The sequence below is a fragment of the Flavobacterium sp. 25HG05S-40 genome, assembly GCF_052654735.1.
In genome coordinates this window covers 459,125-475,478 of record NZ_CP199750.1, presented here as the reverse complement: position 1 = coordinate 475,478, position 16,354 = coordinate 459,125, and the positions used below count along the sequence as shown (strand labels likewise).

The window sequence follows — 16,354 nt, the reverse complement described above, 5'->3', positions numbered from 1 at the left end:
AAAACTACTATTCTAAAATTTTATAGCAAATGATTTCGCTGTTATTTTAATATAAAAAAAGCCACATTTTAAAATGTGGCTTTCAAACAAACTTAATTATTACTAACTCTAACCTAATTATTGTTTTATTAATTTCATGGTTTTCGAGGCATTATTTGCGTCGATAGCTTTTACAAGGTACACGCCATTGGTCAAATCATTTACATCAAACTGATAATTTTCTGACGTTATTGTAGTAAAAGACCGAACCAATTGACCTGTTATAGAATAGACTTCTACTTTGGAAACTTGTCCGCTAATGGTGAATACCCCAGAAGTTGGATTTGGATATAAATTAATTGTACTTAAAGGATTGATTTCACTATTTCCAAGTGCAGAAGGTTGATTCCCGTATACTCTAAAGCCTCCACTTTCAATACTGATATTCATTGCCGTATCCGTAACATTTATGATGGAATTGTCCATAAGATTATACCAAGTTCCAGCATAAGGGAAGAAGGCTGGTACATTTAATGTATTATCCGAAAAGTTGGTTCTTACGAAAACATAACTTAAAGATGCTGACGGGCTTGTAGTGGTGTAAACATCTAACCTTGGACTACCAGTAGCCGAAAGATTCCATCCATACTGTCCGTTTTCAAAAACATCTTCGTTTTTCTTTAAGTCAATCATTTTGGCCCAAGCATTGTAAATAGCAGCTCTTGCAGGATCTCCTAACCAGTTATTGGTCCATTGTAATTGTGGTTTTGTATCTAATTTACAATCAGGACTTGAAAAAGAAACGTTTCCGTTGTTACAGGTCCACAATGATGCTGTATTTCCTAATTCTCCAAAATGCCAGATCATCTTTGGTCCGGGAACCAATAAGTGTACTGCTCCTAGAGCTGGGAATCTCTGTAAAATTTTAGCAAGGTTTCCTTGGGTTTGACCAGCCTCAGTAAAGGCTTTATAACCCACTCTCTCCTCGTCATGACTCTCGGCATAACCAATATATCTATTGGTTGTATTGTCTGCAACACCAGAAATATCAGCATAATTTCCTTTTAGTAAATTAGCATAAGGATCGGTCATTTTACGCCATTGCATGATTCCTTTAGTATCACCTGAACGTAAATAGTTTGCCCATTCTGCTTCTTCTGTTGCTGAACCTCCAGTACCTAAATGCTCAAAAATCACTAAAAAATTAGGGTCATAGCTCCATTGCATATCCGCATACTGTTTCAATTTTGCTACTCTATTAGGTAAATACGAGTTTGTACATCCTTCATCACTACCTGAACAGTCATTTGTAAAACCTTTCGTTAAATCCCAACGGAAACCGTCAATTTTATAATCCTGAATCCAAGTTCTGATAGTTTCTCTCACATAAGGAGTAATCACATCTCCTCCTGGACCAGTTGTTCTAAAATGATTGATATCACTTCCAACATTATAAGAATGTCTTGCTTCTTGATTGATGTATGGGTTTTCGGTTGACGTTCTGAAACCTGTACCATTAGCCCAACCATCATTGTCAGAATCTAACATCCACATTCTTTCTAGAGGAGAACGACCAAAAACGTGGTTCAAGGCAATATCCAAAATTACCGCTATACCATTTTGATGGCACAAATCGATAAACTCTTTTAATTTAGCTGGAGAACCGTATCTTTTGTCCGGAGCCATATGATAAACCGAGTTGTAACCCCAACTCATATTTCCTTCAAACTCCATTACAGGCATTAACTGAATAGCATTTATTTTTAAGTTTCTGAAATAGTCCATTTTGTTAATCAAATCCTGATAGGTTCTGTTAGCGTCGAAGTCACGTATCAAAACCTCATAAATTGTCATGTCTTTTTTCTTAGGCTTCACAAAGTTTGTAGTGGCTGAACTCCATGTGTAATTCCACCATGCTGTCGGACCTGTTTGCAAAACGGACACTTCTCTTTGCTGCCCTGGCGCAATGTCGTTAAAAGCCGGTAAGCCCGGATATACTCCTAAAGATATAATTTCGGGATCATCAAAAGGAGATAAAACTAATTTTGAATACGGGTCTGCAGTCTTCACAATTGCTGGTGAGCCTACTGGTACATTAACCACATCACAAACCCAATACTGATAAGCATACATTTGTCCTGGGGTTAATCCTGTTAACTCTAACCAATACTTTGTAGAACCACTCGCCGAATCTCTTTTCATGGCGTAAGTGGCATTAGGTTGCCAGTTATTGAAGCTCCCTGCTACATAAACAAAACTTTTTGTTGGAGCATTTACTACTAGGGTTGCTTTAGTAGGGTCTGTTGGATTGTAATTAATTCCATCGATCAAACCTGATGGCATCGCAGCCGAATTAGTTCCCGGATTAATAACCACAGCAAATCTTGCGGTAAAAGTTGTAGTCCCTTGCGTAATTCGTAATTCGTAATTCTTGTTTACAGTTACATTAGAATCTGTGTAAGAATATGAGGCCGTTGTTGCTGTGTTAATGCTAACACCATTGGCAAAAAGAGTATAACTTGCGGCACCATTGGTATTATTGGCCGTAACTGCCACATTAGAACCACTCGCTATAATATTACTACTATTTAAAACTGGCGCTGTCAACGTATATTGAAAAGCACCTACAGGAACAAAATAATCTGGTCTAGATTGCAAAGTAGCATCTGCAGATCGGAAAACAACACAAATCTCTGTTATAGAACTACTAGTGGATACTCCGAAATAAGTGTATAAATCTGGTGCTATTGTTAATGTGTAATTTGAAGAGGAGCCCACTTGGGTCATTTGAGGGTGAAGCGGACTGGTAAAACTTGGACTGCCTTTAATGTTTTGAAATCGAACTCCATTTACAGTTACACCAATGTAAGCATAAATTATTCCTGTATAAGAAGCTAATTCAGTTCCTGTTTTGTTAAACGTTAATGTTGCCGATTGATCTGCCAAAACAGTAGTTGGTGATGTTGTTACCTGCCCAAAAGACAAATGAGAAAACATCATCAGCAATGCCATTATAAAATAATTCTTTTTCATGTCAATTTTTTATTTATATAAAAGGCTATCAATAAAAAATGATAGCCTTTTTTCTATTTTATGTATTTTTTTTATTGTGGCAATAAAATATAAGTTCCGTCTAAATCATTAAACCAAACATCATAATTCCCAGATGCTGCATTAAATGGGAAATTATTTCCTCCGCTAGCTAGTATAGAAGTTCCATAAAGCTGTTGTGAACCATTATATCTCCATACACTTGACCAAGCATCATTAGCTCTAATCAAAAACTCGTTTCCAGAAATAAAGTTTACGCCTAATGCATACCATAAATGTGGATTGTTAGCATCTTGTGTGAAATTAACTTCATCAGCATCTCCCCAACCGCCTACTGCAGCTCCAATAATTCCCATAGTTGAATAAGTAGTACTTACTGAACCAGTAAATGGAGTTACTGTAAAGCTTCCACCTTGACCAGCAGTTGTGAAACTATAAGTATAATATCCTGCAGTGGCAACATTAAAGGTTCCAGGATCTGATCCGCTTCCTGTATTCACAGCTAAAGTACTATTATCATTGGTTCCCCATTGTGGTTGCCACTGACCTTTAACTTCTAATAATTTGAATGCTCCAGCGTTAAAATACCCTGTGTAAACATAGTTATTTGGAACGTTTTGGTTTCTAAAAACAGGTGTGTTGTTATTGTTATTATTCCATCCTGGTGAAGTTGCATCTCCTACAAAAAATAGATTTGGAAAAGAAACATTGTATGGCGTAACAGCAATAGTTAAAGTATCTGACGTTCTAACTAAAACATCTAAACTTTCATTTGTATTTCTTGCTTTTATTCTTAAATCAACATTTCCAGAAACACCTGGAGATAATCCGATTCCTAATGCTACAGAATTTAAATCAGCATGAGTTACTGATAAAGTAGTACCATTAGTAAGCGTCCCTAAAGAAACTGGTGCGGCAAAATTAGAACCCGCAAGAGCAGCTTCAACAGTGTAAACTACATCAATATTTAAATCTGAAGTTAACACAACATCCGACCAATTCACTGTAAGTGCCGTATTACCAGCATTACTAATGGACAAAACAAAAGGAGTTCCACTTGTCGGGCTAGAAATAACCGGAGGATTAGTTGGATAGGTTGTAACGAAATAAAGTACTGAATTACTTAAAACACTACCTGAATTTATTCTTAAATAGATTGAGATATCTTTAAAATTTGTAACCCCTGCCGCACGAATTGCTCCATTTAAATCTGCTACAGAAATTGTAAATTCTTTATTACTAGTACTACCTAAAGTTGAAACATTGGTAAACTCTCCATCCAACGACATTTCAACAGTATAATTAGAACTTCCTGTTAAATCATCTTTCCAAACAACGGTTAGTGCTGGATTTTGTGGAAGTCCAAAGTTTAAATAAACGGAATTAATCTCAGGCTCCGTTATTTTAAATGTTGCTTCCGGAGAAGTAATGTTTAAATCTTCATCCGTACCACAAGAATTTAAAACAAACATCAAGGATAGTAATAGAATACTACTGATTTTTTTTATGTGAAATTTCATTTTTCTTTTTTTTAAAGGTTATAAATTTAATGGTATTAAAATGTAATGACCTGTTAAATCATTAAACCAAACATCATATTCATCTTGAACAATTACCGGAATGTTTGCACCATTTAATGTTGCCGTTCCTGAAAAAGATGTTGATCCTCCCCAAACCGAACTTGTGTTCGTTACAAATTTCAAATCACCAGGCGTTAAAGGCAAAGCATTTACATACCAAATATGACTATCAAATGTTGATTGCGTCATTGGAGTACTTGCCGTTGCCGACGTTCCTTGAATGGTCATAGAAGTAAAAGTTGTCGCTCCTGTAGTTGACAATGGTACAAATGAAAATGAATTATCACTGTAGTTAATTGTAAAAGTGTAATACCCAGCAGCAGCTATGGCAGAATTATTGTTAGGAAAAGTCCCCGGATCAGAACCACCACCAGGATTAACATTAATTGCTGTACCACCATTAGTTCCCCATTGTGGCTGCCAAAGTCCTTTAACTTCTAAAACTTTAAATTGTCCGGCAGAAAAATAACCCGAATATTTATATAAATTTGGGTTTGAACCATCTCTAAACAACGGTGGATTATTGTTATTGTTATTCCATCCTGGTTGCGTTGCATCACCAACTAAGTAATAATCTTTAAATGGGTAATTAAAATACGGATACACATTAAAGGTGATGGTATTAGATGCTACTGGCAAACTAGCCGTTGTTCCAATAGTAGTAACCACTCTTACATAGGCAGCATTCCACTGAAAAGGTGGCAAACCAGCACTTCCAACAGCAGAATTTAATTGATTCATTGAAAGTGTTGTGCTATTAGTGTTAACATTTGTAACCGAAACTGGGTTTGTAAATGCTGCATCTTTACTTACTTGAACATTATAGAACACGGCCGCTTGTTGTCCATAATCCGCTGAAGACCAGTTAAAGGTAACGGCAGGATTGTTAGGATTAGCTTGATCAAGCTCTATATTGGTTATAGCTACATCGGACAATACAACTGGTGTTGTTTCAGAAACTTTAAAATCTGCATTGTCATCTGTACAAGAGCTCATTACCAAAATAGCACAGCACATTTGTATTAAAATTGATATTTTTTTCATAATTTTTCTATTGTAAATTAATATCCCGTATTTTGAGTTAAATTAGGATTGGCCGCTAAAGACTGTGCAGGAAGTGGGAATAATTTAAGGTTATTAGAAATTGCTATTCCGTTTACTCCATTTCCTTTCCAAGCCCAGTTGTATGTCCCACCTGTGTACGCTCCAAATCTGATAAGATCTTGTCTTCTATGTCCTTCCCAGTGTAATTCTCTTGCTCTTTCATCAATGATAAAACCTAAAGTAACATCTGATGCAGTAACATTGGCAAAATTGCCATCATTAGCTCTCTCTCTTAATGAATTGATGTACGTTAAGGATTGCGAACTCGCATTAGCGGTGCTGCTTCCATTAGTAGCTCCGTCATTTCTCATTTGTGCTTCAGCATACATTAAGTAAATGTCTGCAAGTCGGAATAATGGGAAATCGGTGTTAACAAATGTTGAGCTTTGTCCTGGTGTACCTGTTGAACTAATGTTTGAGAACTTAGCTAAAATATAGCCTTGGTCTTTGTTAGAAATATCACTTATTTCTAAAGATCTATCTCCACCACCAATAAGTGTTTTTCTGGCATCGAAATCATAGGCTGAGCCATCAAACTTCTGAACGAACTGCTTTCTCAATCGTAAAGCACCTCCCCATCCTCCAGAACCAACTCCTAGAGAAACACCATTTAACTCTAATGAACCTACTGAACCATTAACCATTACAGTAGTAGCTCCGTAACTTTGAGTTACCTGTCCATCTGATTGAATGGTAAAAATCATTTCTTCGGAAGTATTATTATCGGCTTTAAAATTATCCAGGTAATTAGGTTTTAAGGTAAATCCACCATTGATGATGGCTGTACACTGCGTCATACAATCAGCATATCTATTGGTCCCTAAATACACTTCAGCATTCAAATACATTTTTGCTAAAACCATTCTGGCGAATGCTTCATCCAATCTACCACTCTCGTTTGTTCTTGCAGCTTTCAAATCAGGCAATACCGCATTTAATTCATTTTCGATAAAAGTAAATAACTGTTGTCTGTTGTATTCAGGTCCTGCTGTATTGATTGGATCTGCTTCTGTAACAAAAGGAGCTTTTCCGTAAAGATCCATAAGATTGTAATAAGCATAAGCTCTCAATACTTTTACTTCATTACGGTAATCTTCAATATCACTCAACAAAGCCGCATCGGTAACACCTCTTGAACTTAATTTAGCTGGAGTTGTTTGACGCAAATACTCGTTAGCCAAAGCAACTTCAGCCATCGTTCTACTGAACATTCCTAAGATAATTGGATTTTCTGCTGTCCAAATATTTCGTTGTAATTCTCTTGTTCCTGGGTCATTTTCATAACTCCAAATAACCTCATCTGTGGTCATGGTCTGCATGTACCACAAACATCTCGTAAACTGACTGGTTCCAGCATCAATTCCTTGAAGGAAAGAAGAACCTGCATCTCCAGCACCTGTAAGTGCTAAATTACCATACACTCCTGCCAAACCAGATTTGTATGCACCTGGCTGTGCAAAAAACTGTTCTGACAAAAATACATCATCATCTGTTGGTACTACATTCAAGTCATCTGTACAGGAATTCAGTACAAAGAAAAGACCAAGAAAGTAATACGCATTAATTTTTAATTTTTTCATAGTTTTTTTTTAAAATTTAACATTTGCTCCAAATAAGAAACTTCTTTGTCTTGGATAAATAGTATTATCTCTACCGTTATTTGTAATTTCAGGATCAAGTCCTGAATAATCCGTAATTAAAAGGGCATTTTGTACTCCTGTAAAAAATCTCAAGGAAGCTTTCCCTTCTAACCATTTTGGGAAAGTATAGCCTAAAGTCACATTGTCCAATCTAATGAATGAACCATTCTCAACATAGATATCAGAGAGCACTACATCAGATGTAGCATTAAAACCTGTATTAAGTACTGAAGTTGGAACATTTTCCAAAACTCCATTTAGTAATGAATTGTATTGAGCTCTACCTGCATTTACTGCATTATAAATTCGGGCTCCATAGCTCGCTCTTGCATTAAATGAAAAATCGAAATTCTTGTAATTCATAGTGGAAGCAAAACCAAAAGTAGCTTTTGGATCAGCGTTTTTGTACAGGTATTTATCACTATCATTAATGACACCATCGCCATTCAAATCAGCATAAGCCCCTTCAATTGGAGCTCCTGAAGCATCATATAATTGTTTGTACACAAAGAATGAATAAGGTGCATAACCTTCTCTCAAAATTTGGGCTGTTCCTCCTGTTCCTGCACCAGTATCGCCTAGTAAAATATCAGATCCATAAGCCAATTCATCTATTCTTCTTTTGAAAGCAGTAGCATTGAAATTGATATTCCAATCGAAATTATCGTTTTTAACAACCGCAGCATTCAGAGTAAACTCAACACCTTTGGTTGAGAAACTACCAATATTTTGAAAACCTCTATTGGAGAAGTTTGTTCCATCGGCAAAAGCAGCATTTACAATTAAATCATCCGATACTTTATAAAACAAATCAATCCCTCCTGTAAGTCTATCGTTGAACAAACCGTAATCTAAACCAACATTATAAGTAGTAGTTTGCTCCCATTTTAATAAAGGGTTTACAGGATTAGATATAGCTATCGGAGTTGGAGTGTTACCAAAAATATATTGGCTAGTTCCACTTCCTGTGGTATACTGTTGTAAATAATAATTTCTTTCAGCAAATCCACCAAACTCTTGTTGTCCTGTAATACCGTAACCCAATCTTAATTTAAGGTCAGAAATAACTTTTGAATTTTTAAAGGCTACATTTTTTAGTTTCCAAGCAAACGCTGCTGCAGGGAAGTATCCATACTTCTCGCCATCAATAAATCGAGAAGACCCATCTCTTCTCACCGATAATGTTAAAAGATAAGTATCATCATAAGATAGTCTTGTTCTTCCAAAATAAGACAATAACACATTATCCGTGAAAGTTTGGGTTTCAGGGAAATTATCTCCCAAAGCTGGGTCAACTAAATTACCTGTCGCATAAGTTCTGTTCTTGCGAATTTGATAAGAATAGCCACCTTGTAACTCAAAATCTATTTTTCCAAAAGTTTTGTTATACACCAAGTAAGCATCGAAAAGTCTACTTAAGGCTATACTGTCCTCAAACTCATTTTTTCCAGCATATGCAGTTTGTGGATTCGCACTAAGATTCCTTGGAGCTGACGCTGCAATGGCAGACATTCTCTTTGTTCTTTGTCCTTTAGCCTGATCAAAACCTAAGTTAACAACCGCACGAAGTTCCGGTAAAAAATGAAATTTGTAGTCCACTTCAAAATTTCCAAAAATTCTGTCATTGATACCTTTATCAAAAGTTTGTTCTAATTGTGCCACTGGATTTCTGGTTGCGATTTGCTGCGGTGAACCATCAGTATTATAATATTCAAAGAATCCATCAGGCAATGTCTCATCATATACAGGCTGTGTTGGATCAAATCTTAAGGCCGAACCTTCAACACCATCAGCAAACCTGTTTTTTTCATTGGTATATGTAGCATTCAATCTAATTTTTAAGTGGTCGTTAAAAAAAGTTGGATTAAGCGCTGTAGAAATAGTATTTCTGTTAAAGGTATTGGTTAAACGCAAACCTTCTTGATAGGTGTTTCCAAAAGACAAACGCGCCGGAATTCTGTTAAATAAGTTACCTTTAATAGAGATGTTATTATCAACAAAATCAGTTCTTCTATAGATTTCATCTTGCCAATCTGTGTTAGCTGTTCCTAACTTTCCTAAATCTGCAGGTCTTTGTTGTGCAATTAGAGCTCTGAACTCATCCCCGCTAAAAACGTCAATTTTATCAACCAATTTCCCTGAACCATATTGAAAATTGTAATCTACAGACAACTTTTTTCCACCTCTTTTTGTGGTGATTATTATAACTCCGTTCGAAGCTCTAGAACCAAAAATAGCTGTAGCTGAGGCATCTTTTAACACTGTAAAGCTTTCAATGTCATTCGGATTCAAAGCAGCCAAAACAGAAGTTGTCCCTCTATTATTATCGGCATTGTTTTCGATAGGTAGACCATCAATAACAATTAAAGGATCATTGGAAGCAAATAAAGACGCACCTCCTCTAATTCTGATTTCAGAACCAGAACCTGGAGCACCACTAGTATTAACCGTTAAACCGGCAACACGACCATTTAATAAGTTTTCAGCAGTTACGTTGGAACCTTTGTTAAATTCTTTTGTACTAATGGTAGTAACTGAACCCGTAGCATCTTTTTTCTTAACGGTTCCGTAACCTACCTGAACTACAACTTCTTGTAGTTGGTTGGCACTTTCGTCTAAGCTTATTGAAACCGACTTTTGACCCGTAAAACTGACTGTTTTTGAGTCATAACCAATAAAAGAAAAGACTACTTTGTCTCCACTTTTAAGTCCTCCCAATTGGAATTTTCCATCAAAATCGGTTGTGGTGCTGCTCTGCGCACCTTGAACAATTACATTTACTCCCGGTAAAGGTTGATTGGATTTACTATCAACTACAGTTCCGCTTAAGGTACTCTGAGCTAGTGCACCAAAAGGCAGTAAAAGGAATAAAAATAACAACTTTTTGTAAATTGTTTTCATACATTTTGTTTAGGTTAAAAAAATAATTTTGTGCTTATACTTTGACTTCGAATGTTAAATTTATGTAAAAAATTGAAGTTAGCTAATATTCTCCTTTATAATATGCTTCGAAAACGTTTTCGTGTTGAAAACTTTTTGTATTACACAATTAATTAACGCTAAAATTGACGGAATAAAAAATAACCCCTACCTTTATTCAGAAATTAGTATTTAACAAATTCCCAATGATGAGAAAAAAAGTTACTTTAAAACAAATTGCCAAAGAACTAGACGTATCCATATCTACCGTTTCAAAATCATTGAAAAACAGCTTAGAAATTAGCGAAGATACCCGACAAAAAGTACAAGCTTTTGCCAAACTTTACAACTATAAACCCAATAATATTGCCCTTAGTTTAAAAAATAAAAAAACCAAGACAATTTGTATTATTATTCCTGAAATTATTCATCATTTTTTCGCTACTGTGATCAGTGGTGTTGAAAATGTTGCTAATGAAAACGGTTATAATGTTCTCGTTTGCCTTTCTGACGAATCGTTTGATAAAGAAGTCATCAATATGGAAATGTTAGCCAACGGAAGTATCGATGGTTTTATTATGTCTCTCTCCAAGGAAACCCAACAAAAAAAGGACTTTCACCACATTGTAGAAGTCATCAACCAAGGAATGCCGGTCGTAATGTTTGACCGAGTTACTAATGATATTTTATGCGACAAGGTAATTATTGATGATAATCTGGCGGCCTTTGACGCTACCCAATTTCTCATCAACAAAGGCTTCAAAAAAATTGCTCTAATAACAACAGTAGACTATGTGAGTGTTGGAAAATTGAGAACCGAAGGCTATGTCAAAGCTTTAAAAAACAATGACTTAAAGGTTGACGAAAATTTAATTCTCCGAATTGAAGATACAGAAAATTTTGAATCCTCTATAGAAAACCTTTTACTTAACAATGAACTTGACGCCATTTTTGCAGTCAACGAACTTTTTGCTGTAACTGCCATAAAATTAGCTCGAAAACACAACATTAAAGTGCCCGAAGAACTCTCAATTGTTGGCTTTACAGACGGAATTATTTCAAAATATTCTACTCCAAGCATATCCACCGTGACTCAAAACGGCATCAAAATGGGCGGTAAAGCAGCCAAAATGCTTATTGAAAGACTAGAGTCGGAAGAAGAATCTGAAGAGCAATACAAAACCGAAGTAATCGAAACAGAATTAGTAGAGCGAGAGTCTACAATCTAAAACATAATGTTGATTATAAAAAAGTTGACGCGCCCTATTAACGTCCTATTAAAGCCCAATATAAGCCCAACATAAGTGCAATAAACCTGCAATAAGCTTTACACGCTCAAATTACATTGGATTCGTAGTGCATTTTATCAACAAAAAACGTTTGCGTAATGGAGTGCTATTATTTTTTTTACGCAAAATTAACACAACTTAAATTCTTTATTATCTTTACCACAATTATCAAAGCTTATACTTTACTTCGAAAATAGATTAAAGTTTTGATAAGCAAATAGCTTATCGTATTATAAATCATTAAATTACGATAATGGAAAAGCGTAAATTAGGTTTCTGGGAAATTTGGAACATGAGTTTCGGTTTCTTGGGGATACAATTTGGTTTTGCCCTGCAAAACGCAAACACTTCAAGGATTTTTGACACATTAGGCGCAGAAGTTGATAAAATTGGACTTTATTGGCTGGCCGCTCCATTAACCGGACTTATTATTCAGCCGATTGTAGGTTACTTTTCAGACCGTACTTGGACTAAATTAGGACGAAGAAGGCCGTATTTTTTAGCAGGTGCCATTTTATCTTCTATCGCCTTGATTTTTATGCCGAATTCCCCAACCTTATGGATCGCTATCGGAACCTTATGGATTATGGATTCCTCGATTAACATTTCGATGGAACCTTTCAGAGCTTTTGTTGGAGATAATTTATCGGAAAAACAGCGAACCCTTGGATTTGCCATGCAAAGTTTTTTTATCGGACTAGGCGCTGTTGTAGGCTCTGCTTTACCGTATGTTTTTACCAATTGGTTCAACATTGAAAACACCGCTCCCGAAGGAATTGTTCCTCCATCAGTAAAATGGTCCTTTTATGTTGGTGGCTTGGTATTTGTATTGGCCGTAATCTGGACAGTTGTGAAATCAAAAGAGTATTCTCCAGAAGAATTAGAGGCTTTTGAAAATTCCAAAAACGAGAAGCTAAAAACTTCCGACAACAGTATTGAAGATGGTTGTACCGAAAAAAGACAGTTTACCATTGGTTTAATACTATCAATTATCGGATTGATTCTATCGTATTTTGTTCATGACATCAACACGAAAAGTGAGAACAGCCATAAAGAATTATACATTCTTTCGGTCGGAATCCTTATCACTGGCGTTTTATTTGCTTTAGTCTCACAATTGAGAAAAAGAAAAGTGCGCAACGGTTTTACCATTATCATTACTGATTTATTAAACATGCCCAAAACCATGAAGCAATTGGCTTGGGTACAGTTTTTTTCTTGGTTTGCATTATTTGCCATGTGGATATACACGACCAAAGCCGTTACAGGCCATGTTTTTGGCACCAATGATACCACATCAAAAGTTTATAACGATGCTGCCGATTGGGTTTCTGTAATGTTTACCGTTTACAACGGAGTAGCAGCAGCAGTGGCCTTTTTATTACCCGTATTGGCCAGAAGAACCAGCAACAAGTTTACCCACATGTTGGCTTTAATTGCCGGAGGAGTAGGACTAATCTCCGTGTATTTCCTTTCTGACAAAGTGGGATTATTGCTAGCCATGATTGGCGTTGGAATTGCATGGGCCAGTATTTTATCCATTCCGTATGCCATGCTTTCCGGCTCACTGCCTTCAAGCAAAATGGGCTATTACATGGGTGTTTTCAACTTCTTTATCGTAATTCCGCAAATTGTCGCCGGAACTATTTTAGGCTTTCTAGTAAACACTTTTTTTAATGACGAACCCATTTACGCCCTTATTATCGGAGGACTTTCAATGATATTGGCAGGATTATTAACCCTGACAGTAACTACCAACAAAAAGATTGATATCAATGACTAAAAAAGCATTCATCTTCGACCTAGATGGCGTTATTGTAGACACCGCTAAATACCATTTTTTGGCATGGCAGAAAATAGCAGCCGAACTCGGAATCGAATTTACACCAGAACACAACGAAGAATTAAAGGGAGTTAGCCGCGTACGTTCGTTAGAAATTATTTTGAAGCTTGGAAATATTGAAGCTTCTGAAGAAAATAAAAACAAATGGCTTACCCAAAAAAATGAAGATTACCTCTCCTATATTGAGCATATGGATGAAACTGAAATTCTACCTGGAGTGCTCAATATATTAGAATTTATTAAAGAAAAAAAACAATTAATCGGATTGGGCTCTGCCAGTAAAAATGCGCGTCCCATCTTAGAAAAAGTAAAAATTTTGCATTTGTTCGATGCCATTGTAGATGGAAACGATGTAACCAATGCCAAACCAGATCCGGAAGTTTTTGTACGAGCTGCAAGACTGCTAAACACCACGAACGAGAATGCGATGGTATTTGAAGACTCCGTAGCCGGAATACAAGCGGCTAACATCGCCCATATGACAAGTATCGGAATTGGAGATGAAAAGATTTTACACGAAGCAAAATACAATTTTAAAGATTTTACCTTTATGGATACTTCCTTTATTGAAGCGTTTATAAACTAAAATTGAATGATAAAAGGAACATACCATGAATCAAGATTATATCAAACCAGATAACTGGTCAATCATAGAAGAAGGCTTTGACCAAGATCAGGTTAAATCATCTGAAAGCTTATTTAGCATTGGCAACGGTGCCATGGGTCAACGCGCCAATTTTGAAGAACACTATTCCGGAGCCACATTCCAAGGAAGTTATATTGCCGGAATTTACTATCCTGACAAAACCAAAGTGGGTTGGTGGAAAAACGGCTATCCCGAATATTTTGCCAAAGTACTAAACGCTCCTAGTTGGATTGGAATCGATATTGAAATCAATGGCGAAAATCTTGATCTAGCTGCCTGCAAAGAAGTAAAAAACTTCCGTCGCGAATTGAACATGAAAGAAGGAATTTACTACCGTTCTTTCGAAGCTACTTTGCAAAACGGAACTCAGATTTCGGTAAACGTTAGTCGCTTTCTCTCTTTGGATATAGATGAAGTGGGCGTCATCAATTATGAAATTAAAGCAGTAAACAATGATGCCAAAATCATTTTCAAACCTTATGTTGATGCCGGAGTTCACAACGAAGATGCCAACTGGGAAGAAAAATTCTGGGAACCTTTACACGTTAAAAACACTGAAAACGAAGCTTTCGTAACAGCGCGTACGTTTAAAACACATTTTACTGCTACTACCTTCATGCAAAACAGTATTTTGATAGAGGGTAAAAACCAAAACAGTGTTCCTTCAAATGTAGCAACTTCTGCCGAAAAGGTTCAATTTACCTATGAAGTACAAGTGGCTAAAGGACAAGCAGCCACAATCCAAAAATTAGGAGGTTATACTGTTTCGATGAATCACGAAAATACGCAAACTGCTGCACAAGATGTTATCGCCAAAGCGTTGACTATTGGCTATGATCAACTTGTAAATGATCAAATAGCAGCTTGGGCTAAAATCTGGGAAATGAGCGATATCACTATTGATGGCGATGTCAAAGCACAACAAGGAATTCGTTTCAATATCTTCCATTTAAATCAAACCTATTTGGGTAAAGACTCGCGTTTAAACATTGGTCCAAAAGGATTTACAGGCGAAAAATACGGCGGTTCTACTTATTGGGACACCGAAGCCTATTGCATTCCGTTTTATATGGCTACCAAAGACCAGCAAGTCGCCCGAAATCTTTTAGCCTACCGTTACAATCAATTGGATAAAGCCATTGAAAACGCAGAGAAAAACTTAGGTTTTAAAAATGGCGCTGCACTCTACCCGATGGTAACCATGAATGGAGAAGAATGCCATAACGAATGGGAAATCACCTTCGAAGAAATCCACAGAAACGGTGCGATTGCCTTCGCGATTTTCAATTATTACCGATTCACAGGCGATTACTCTTATATTCCAGAAAAAGGATTGGAAGTATTGATTGGAATTGCGCGTTTTTGGCATCAGAGAGCAACATTTTCTACCCACAAAAATCAATATGTTATTTTAGGGGTTACCGGTCCAAACGAATACGAAAACAACGTCAATAATAATTTTTACACTAATTATTTGGCCAAATGGTGTATCGATTACACTATGGAGCAAATCAACCGCGTAGAAAAAGAATATCCTTCCGATTTTGCTCGAATCATGAGCAAAGTCAATTTAGACGCATCAGAAATCATACATTGGAAAAAAGTAGCAGACCACATGTATTTCCCCTTCTCGGAAGAACATGATGTGTACCTGCAACAAGATGGTTTCTTGGACAAAGAATTGGTAAAAGTGCATGATTTAGATAAATCGCAGCGACCTATTAATCAAAAATGGTCTTGGGACAGAATCCTGCGCTCTCCCTATATCAAACAAGCAGATACTTTACAAGGATTTTATTTCTTTGAAGACCATTTCAGCAGGGAACAATTAGAAAAACACTTTGATTTCTACGAGCCTTTTACCGTACACGAAAGTTCGCTTTCGCCATGTGTACACTCGATTCAAGCGGCAACTCTGGGAAGAATGGAGCAAGCGTACACGTTCTATTTAAGAACCTCTCGTTTGGATTTGGATGATTATAACAAAGAAGTTGAAGAAGGATTGCACATCACTTCTATGGCTGGAACTTGGATGAGTATTGTGGAAGGTTTTGGCGGTATGCGTGTTAAAGATAATGCCTTACATTTTGAACCTCGAATTCCAAAAGAATGGAAGGGCTACTCGTTCAAAATCAATTTCAGAAACCAAATACTAAAAGTCTCAGTACATCAAAACGAAACTAAATTTGTCCTAGAAGGCGACAATCCAATTACGGTTTATGTCAACGGAACTGCCGTTTCGGTTGAACCAAATAGTTTGGTTACTGTCTAAAAAAAATCAACTCTAACCCTTTCGGAATAAC

9 protein-coding genes are annotated in these 16,354 nt (G+C 36.5%); 4 read left to right on the top strand and 5 right to left on the bottom strand.

The window, feature by feature from the left end; genetic code table 11:
• Positions 1 to 117: 117 nt before the first annotated feature.
• From ACULEU_RS02010 to ACULEU_RS01990, 5 genes are all read right to left on the bottom strand, one after another.
• Entirely contained in the window at positions 118 to 3,012 is a 2,895-nt protein-coding gene (locus ACULEU_RS02010; RefSeq protein WP_445453790.1) for an alpha-amylase family glycosyl hydrolase, read from the bottom strand.
• Between the two features lie 71 nt (positions 3,013 to 3,083).
• Complete coding sequence (locus tag ACULEU_RS02005) at positions 3,084 to 4,550, bottom strand: SusE domain-containing protein (protein ID WP_445453789.1); 1,467 nt, start codon at positions 4,548 to 4,550, stop codon at positions 3,084 to 3,086.
• 18 nt (positions 4,551 to 4,568) lie between these two features.
• Complete coding sequence (locus tag ACULEU_RS02000; RefSeq protein ID WP_445453788.1) at positions 4,569 to 5,654, bottom strand: SusE domain-containing protein; 1,086 nt, start codon at positions 5,652 to 5,654, stop codon at positions 4,569 to 4,571.
• 17 nt (positions 5,655 to 5,671) lie between these two features.
• A complete protein-coding gene (locus ACULEU_RS01995; RefSeq protein WP_445453787.1) occupies positions 5,672 to 7,294 on the bottom strand; it encodes a RagB/SusD family nutrient uptake outer membrane protein in 1,623 nt (540 codons plus the stop codon).
• A gap of 9 nt (positions 7,295 to 7,303) precedes the next feature.
• Complete coding sequence (locus ACULEU_RS01990; protein WP_445453786.1) at positions 7,304 to 10,255, bottom strand: SusC/RagA family TonB-linked outer membrane protein; 2,952 nt, start codon at positions 10,253 to 10,255, stop codon at positions 7,304 to 7,306.
• A gap of 227 nt (positions 10,256 to 10,482) precedes the next feature.
• On the opposite strand from ACULEU_RS01990, the gene ACULEU_RS01985 reads away from it, so the two are divergent.
• The 4 genes from ACULEU_RS01985 to ACULEU_RS01970 all read left to right on the top strand — a co-directional run bounded on the left by ACULEU_RS01985 (position 10,483) and on the right by ACULEU_RS01970 (position 16,323).
• A complete protein-coding gene (locus ACULEU_RS01985; RefSeq protein ID WP_445454877.1) occupies positions 10,483 to 11,502 on the top strand; it encodes a LacI family DNA-binding transcriptional regulator in 1,020 nt (339 codons plus the stop codon).
• A 313-nt stretch (positions 11,503 to 11,815) separates the two neighbouring features.
• Positions 11,816 to 13,345, top strand: coding sequence for an MFS transporter (locus ACULEU_RS01980; RefSeq protein ID WP_445453785.1), 1,530 nt, complete (start codon positions 11,816 to 11,818; stop codon positions 13,343 to 13,345).
• A complete protein-coding gene (pgmB, locus tag ACULEU_RS01975; protein WP_445453784.1) occupies positions 13,338 to 13,991 on the top strand; it encodes a beta-phosphoglucomutase in 654 nt (217 codons plus the stop codon). The genes ACULEU_RS01980 and pgmB overlap by 8 nt, the downstream gene beginning before the upstream one ends.
• 25 nt (positions 13,992 to 14,016) lie before the next feature.
• Positions 14,017 to 16,323: a glycoside hydrolase family 65 protein gene (locus ACULEU_RS01970; protein ID WP_445453783.1), complete on the top strand. Its 2,307-nt coding sequence runs from the start codon at positions 14,017 to 14,019 to the stop codon at positions 16,321 to 16,323.
• Positions 16,324 to 16,354: the final 31 nt, after the last annotated feature.

Bases quoted from the DNA above. Each gene is read 5' to 3' on its own strand.
- ACULEU_RS02010 (WP_445453790.1), bottom strand. From the start codon at position 3,012: ATGAAAAAGAATTATTTTATAATGGCATTGCTGATGATGTTTTCTCAT.
- ACULEU_RS02005 (WP_445453789.1), bottom strand. From the start codon at position 4,550: ATGAAATTTCACATAAAAAAAATCAGTAGTATTCTATTACTATCCTTG.
- ACULEU_RS02000 (WP_445453788.1), bottom strand. From the start codon at position 5,654: ATGAAAAAAATATCAATTTTAATACAAATGTGCTGTGCTATTTTGGTA.
- ACULEU_RS01995 (WP_445453787.1), bottom strand. From the start codon at position 7,294: ATGAAAAAATTAAAAATTAATGCGTATTACTTTCTTGGTCTTTTCTTT.
- ACULEU_RS01990 (WP_445453786.1), bottom strand. From the start codon at position 10,255: ATGAAAACAATTTACAAAAAGTTGTTATTTTTATTCCTTTTACTGCCT.
- ACULEU_RS01985 (WP_445454877.1), top strand. From the start codon at position 10,483: ATGAGAAAAAAAGTTACTTTAAAACAAATTGCCAAAGAACTAGACGTA.
- ACULEU_RS01980 (WP_445453785.1), top strand. From the start codon at position 11,816: ATGGAAAAGCGTAAATTAGGTTTCTGGGAAATTTGGAACATGAGTTTC.
- pgmB (WP_445453784.1), top strand. From the start codon at position 13,338: ATGACTAAAAAAGCATTCATCTTCGACCTAGATGGCGTTATTGTAGAC.
- ACULEU_RS01970 (WP_445453783.1), top strand. From the start codon at position 14,017: ATGAATCAAGATTATATCAAACCAGATAACTGGTCAATCATAGAAGAA.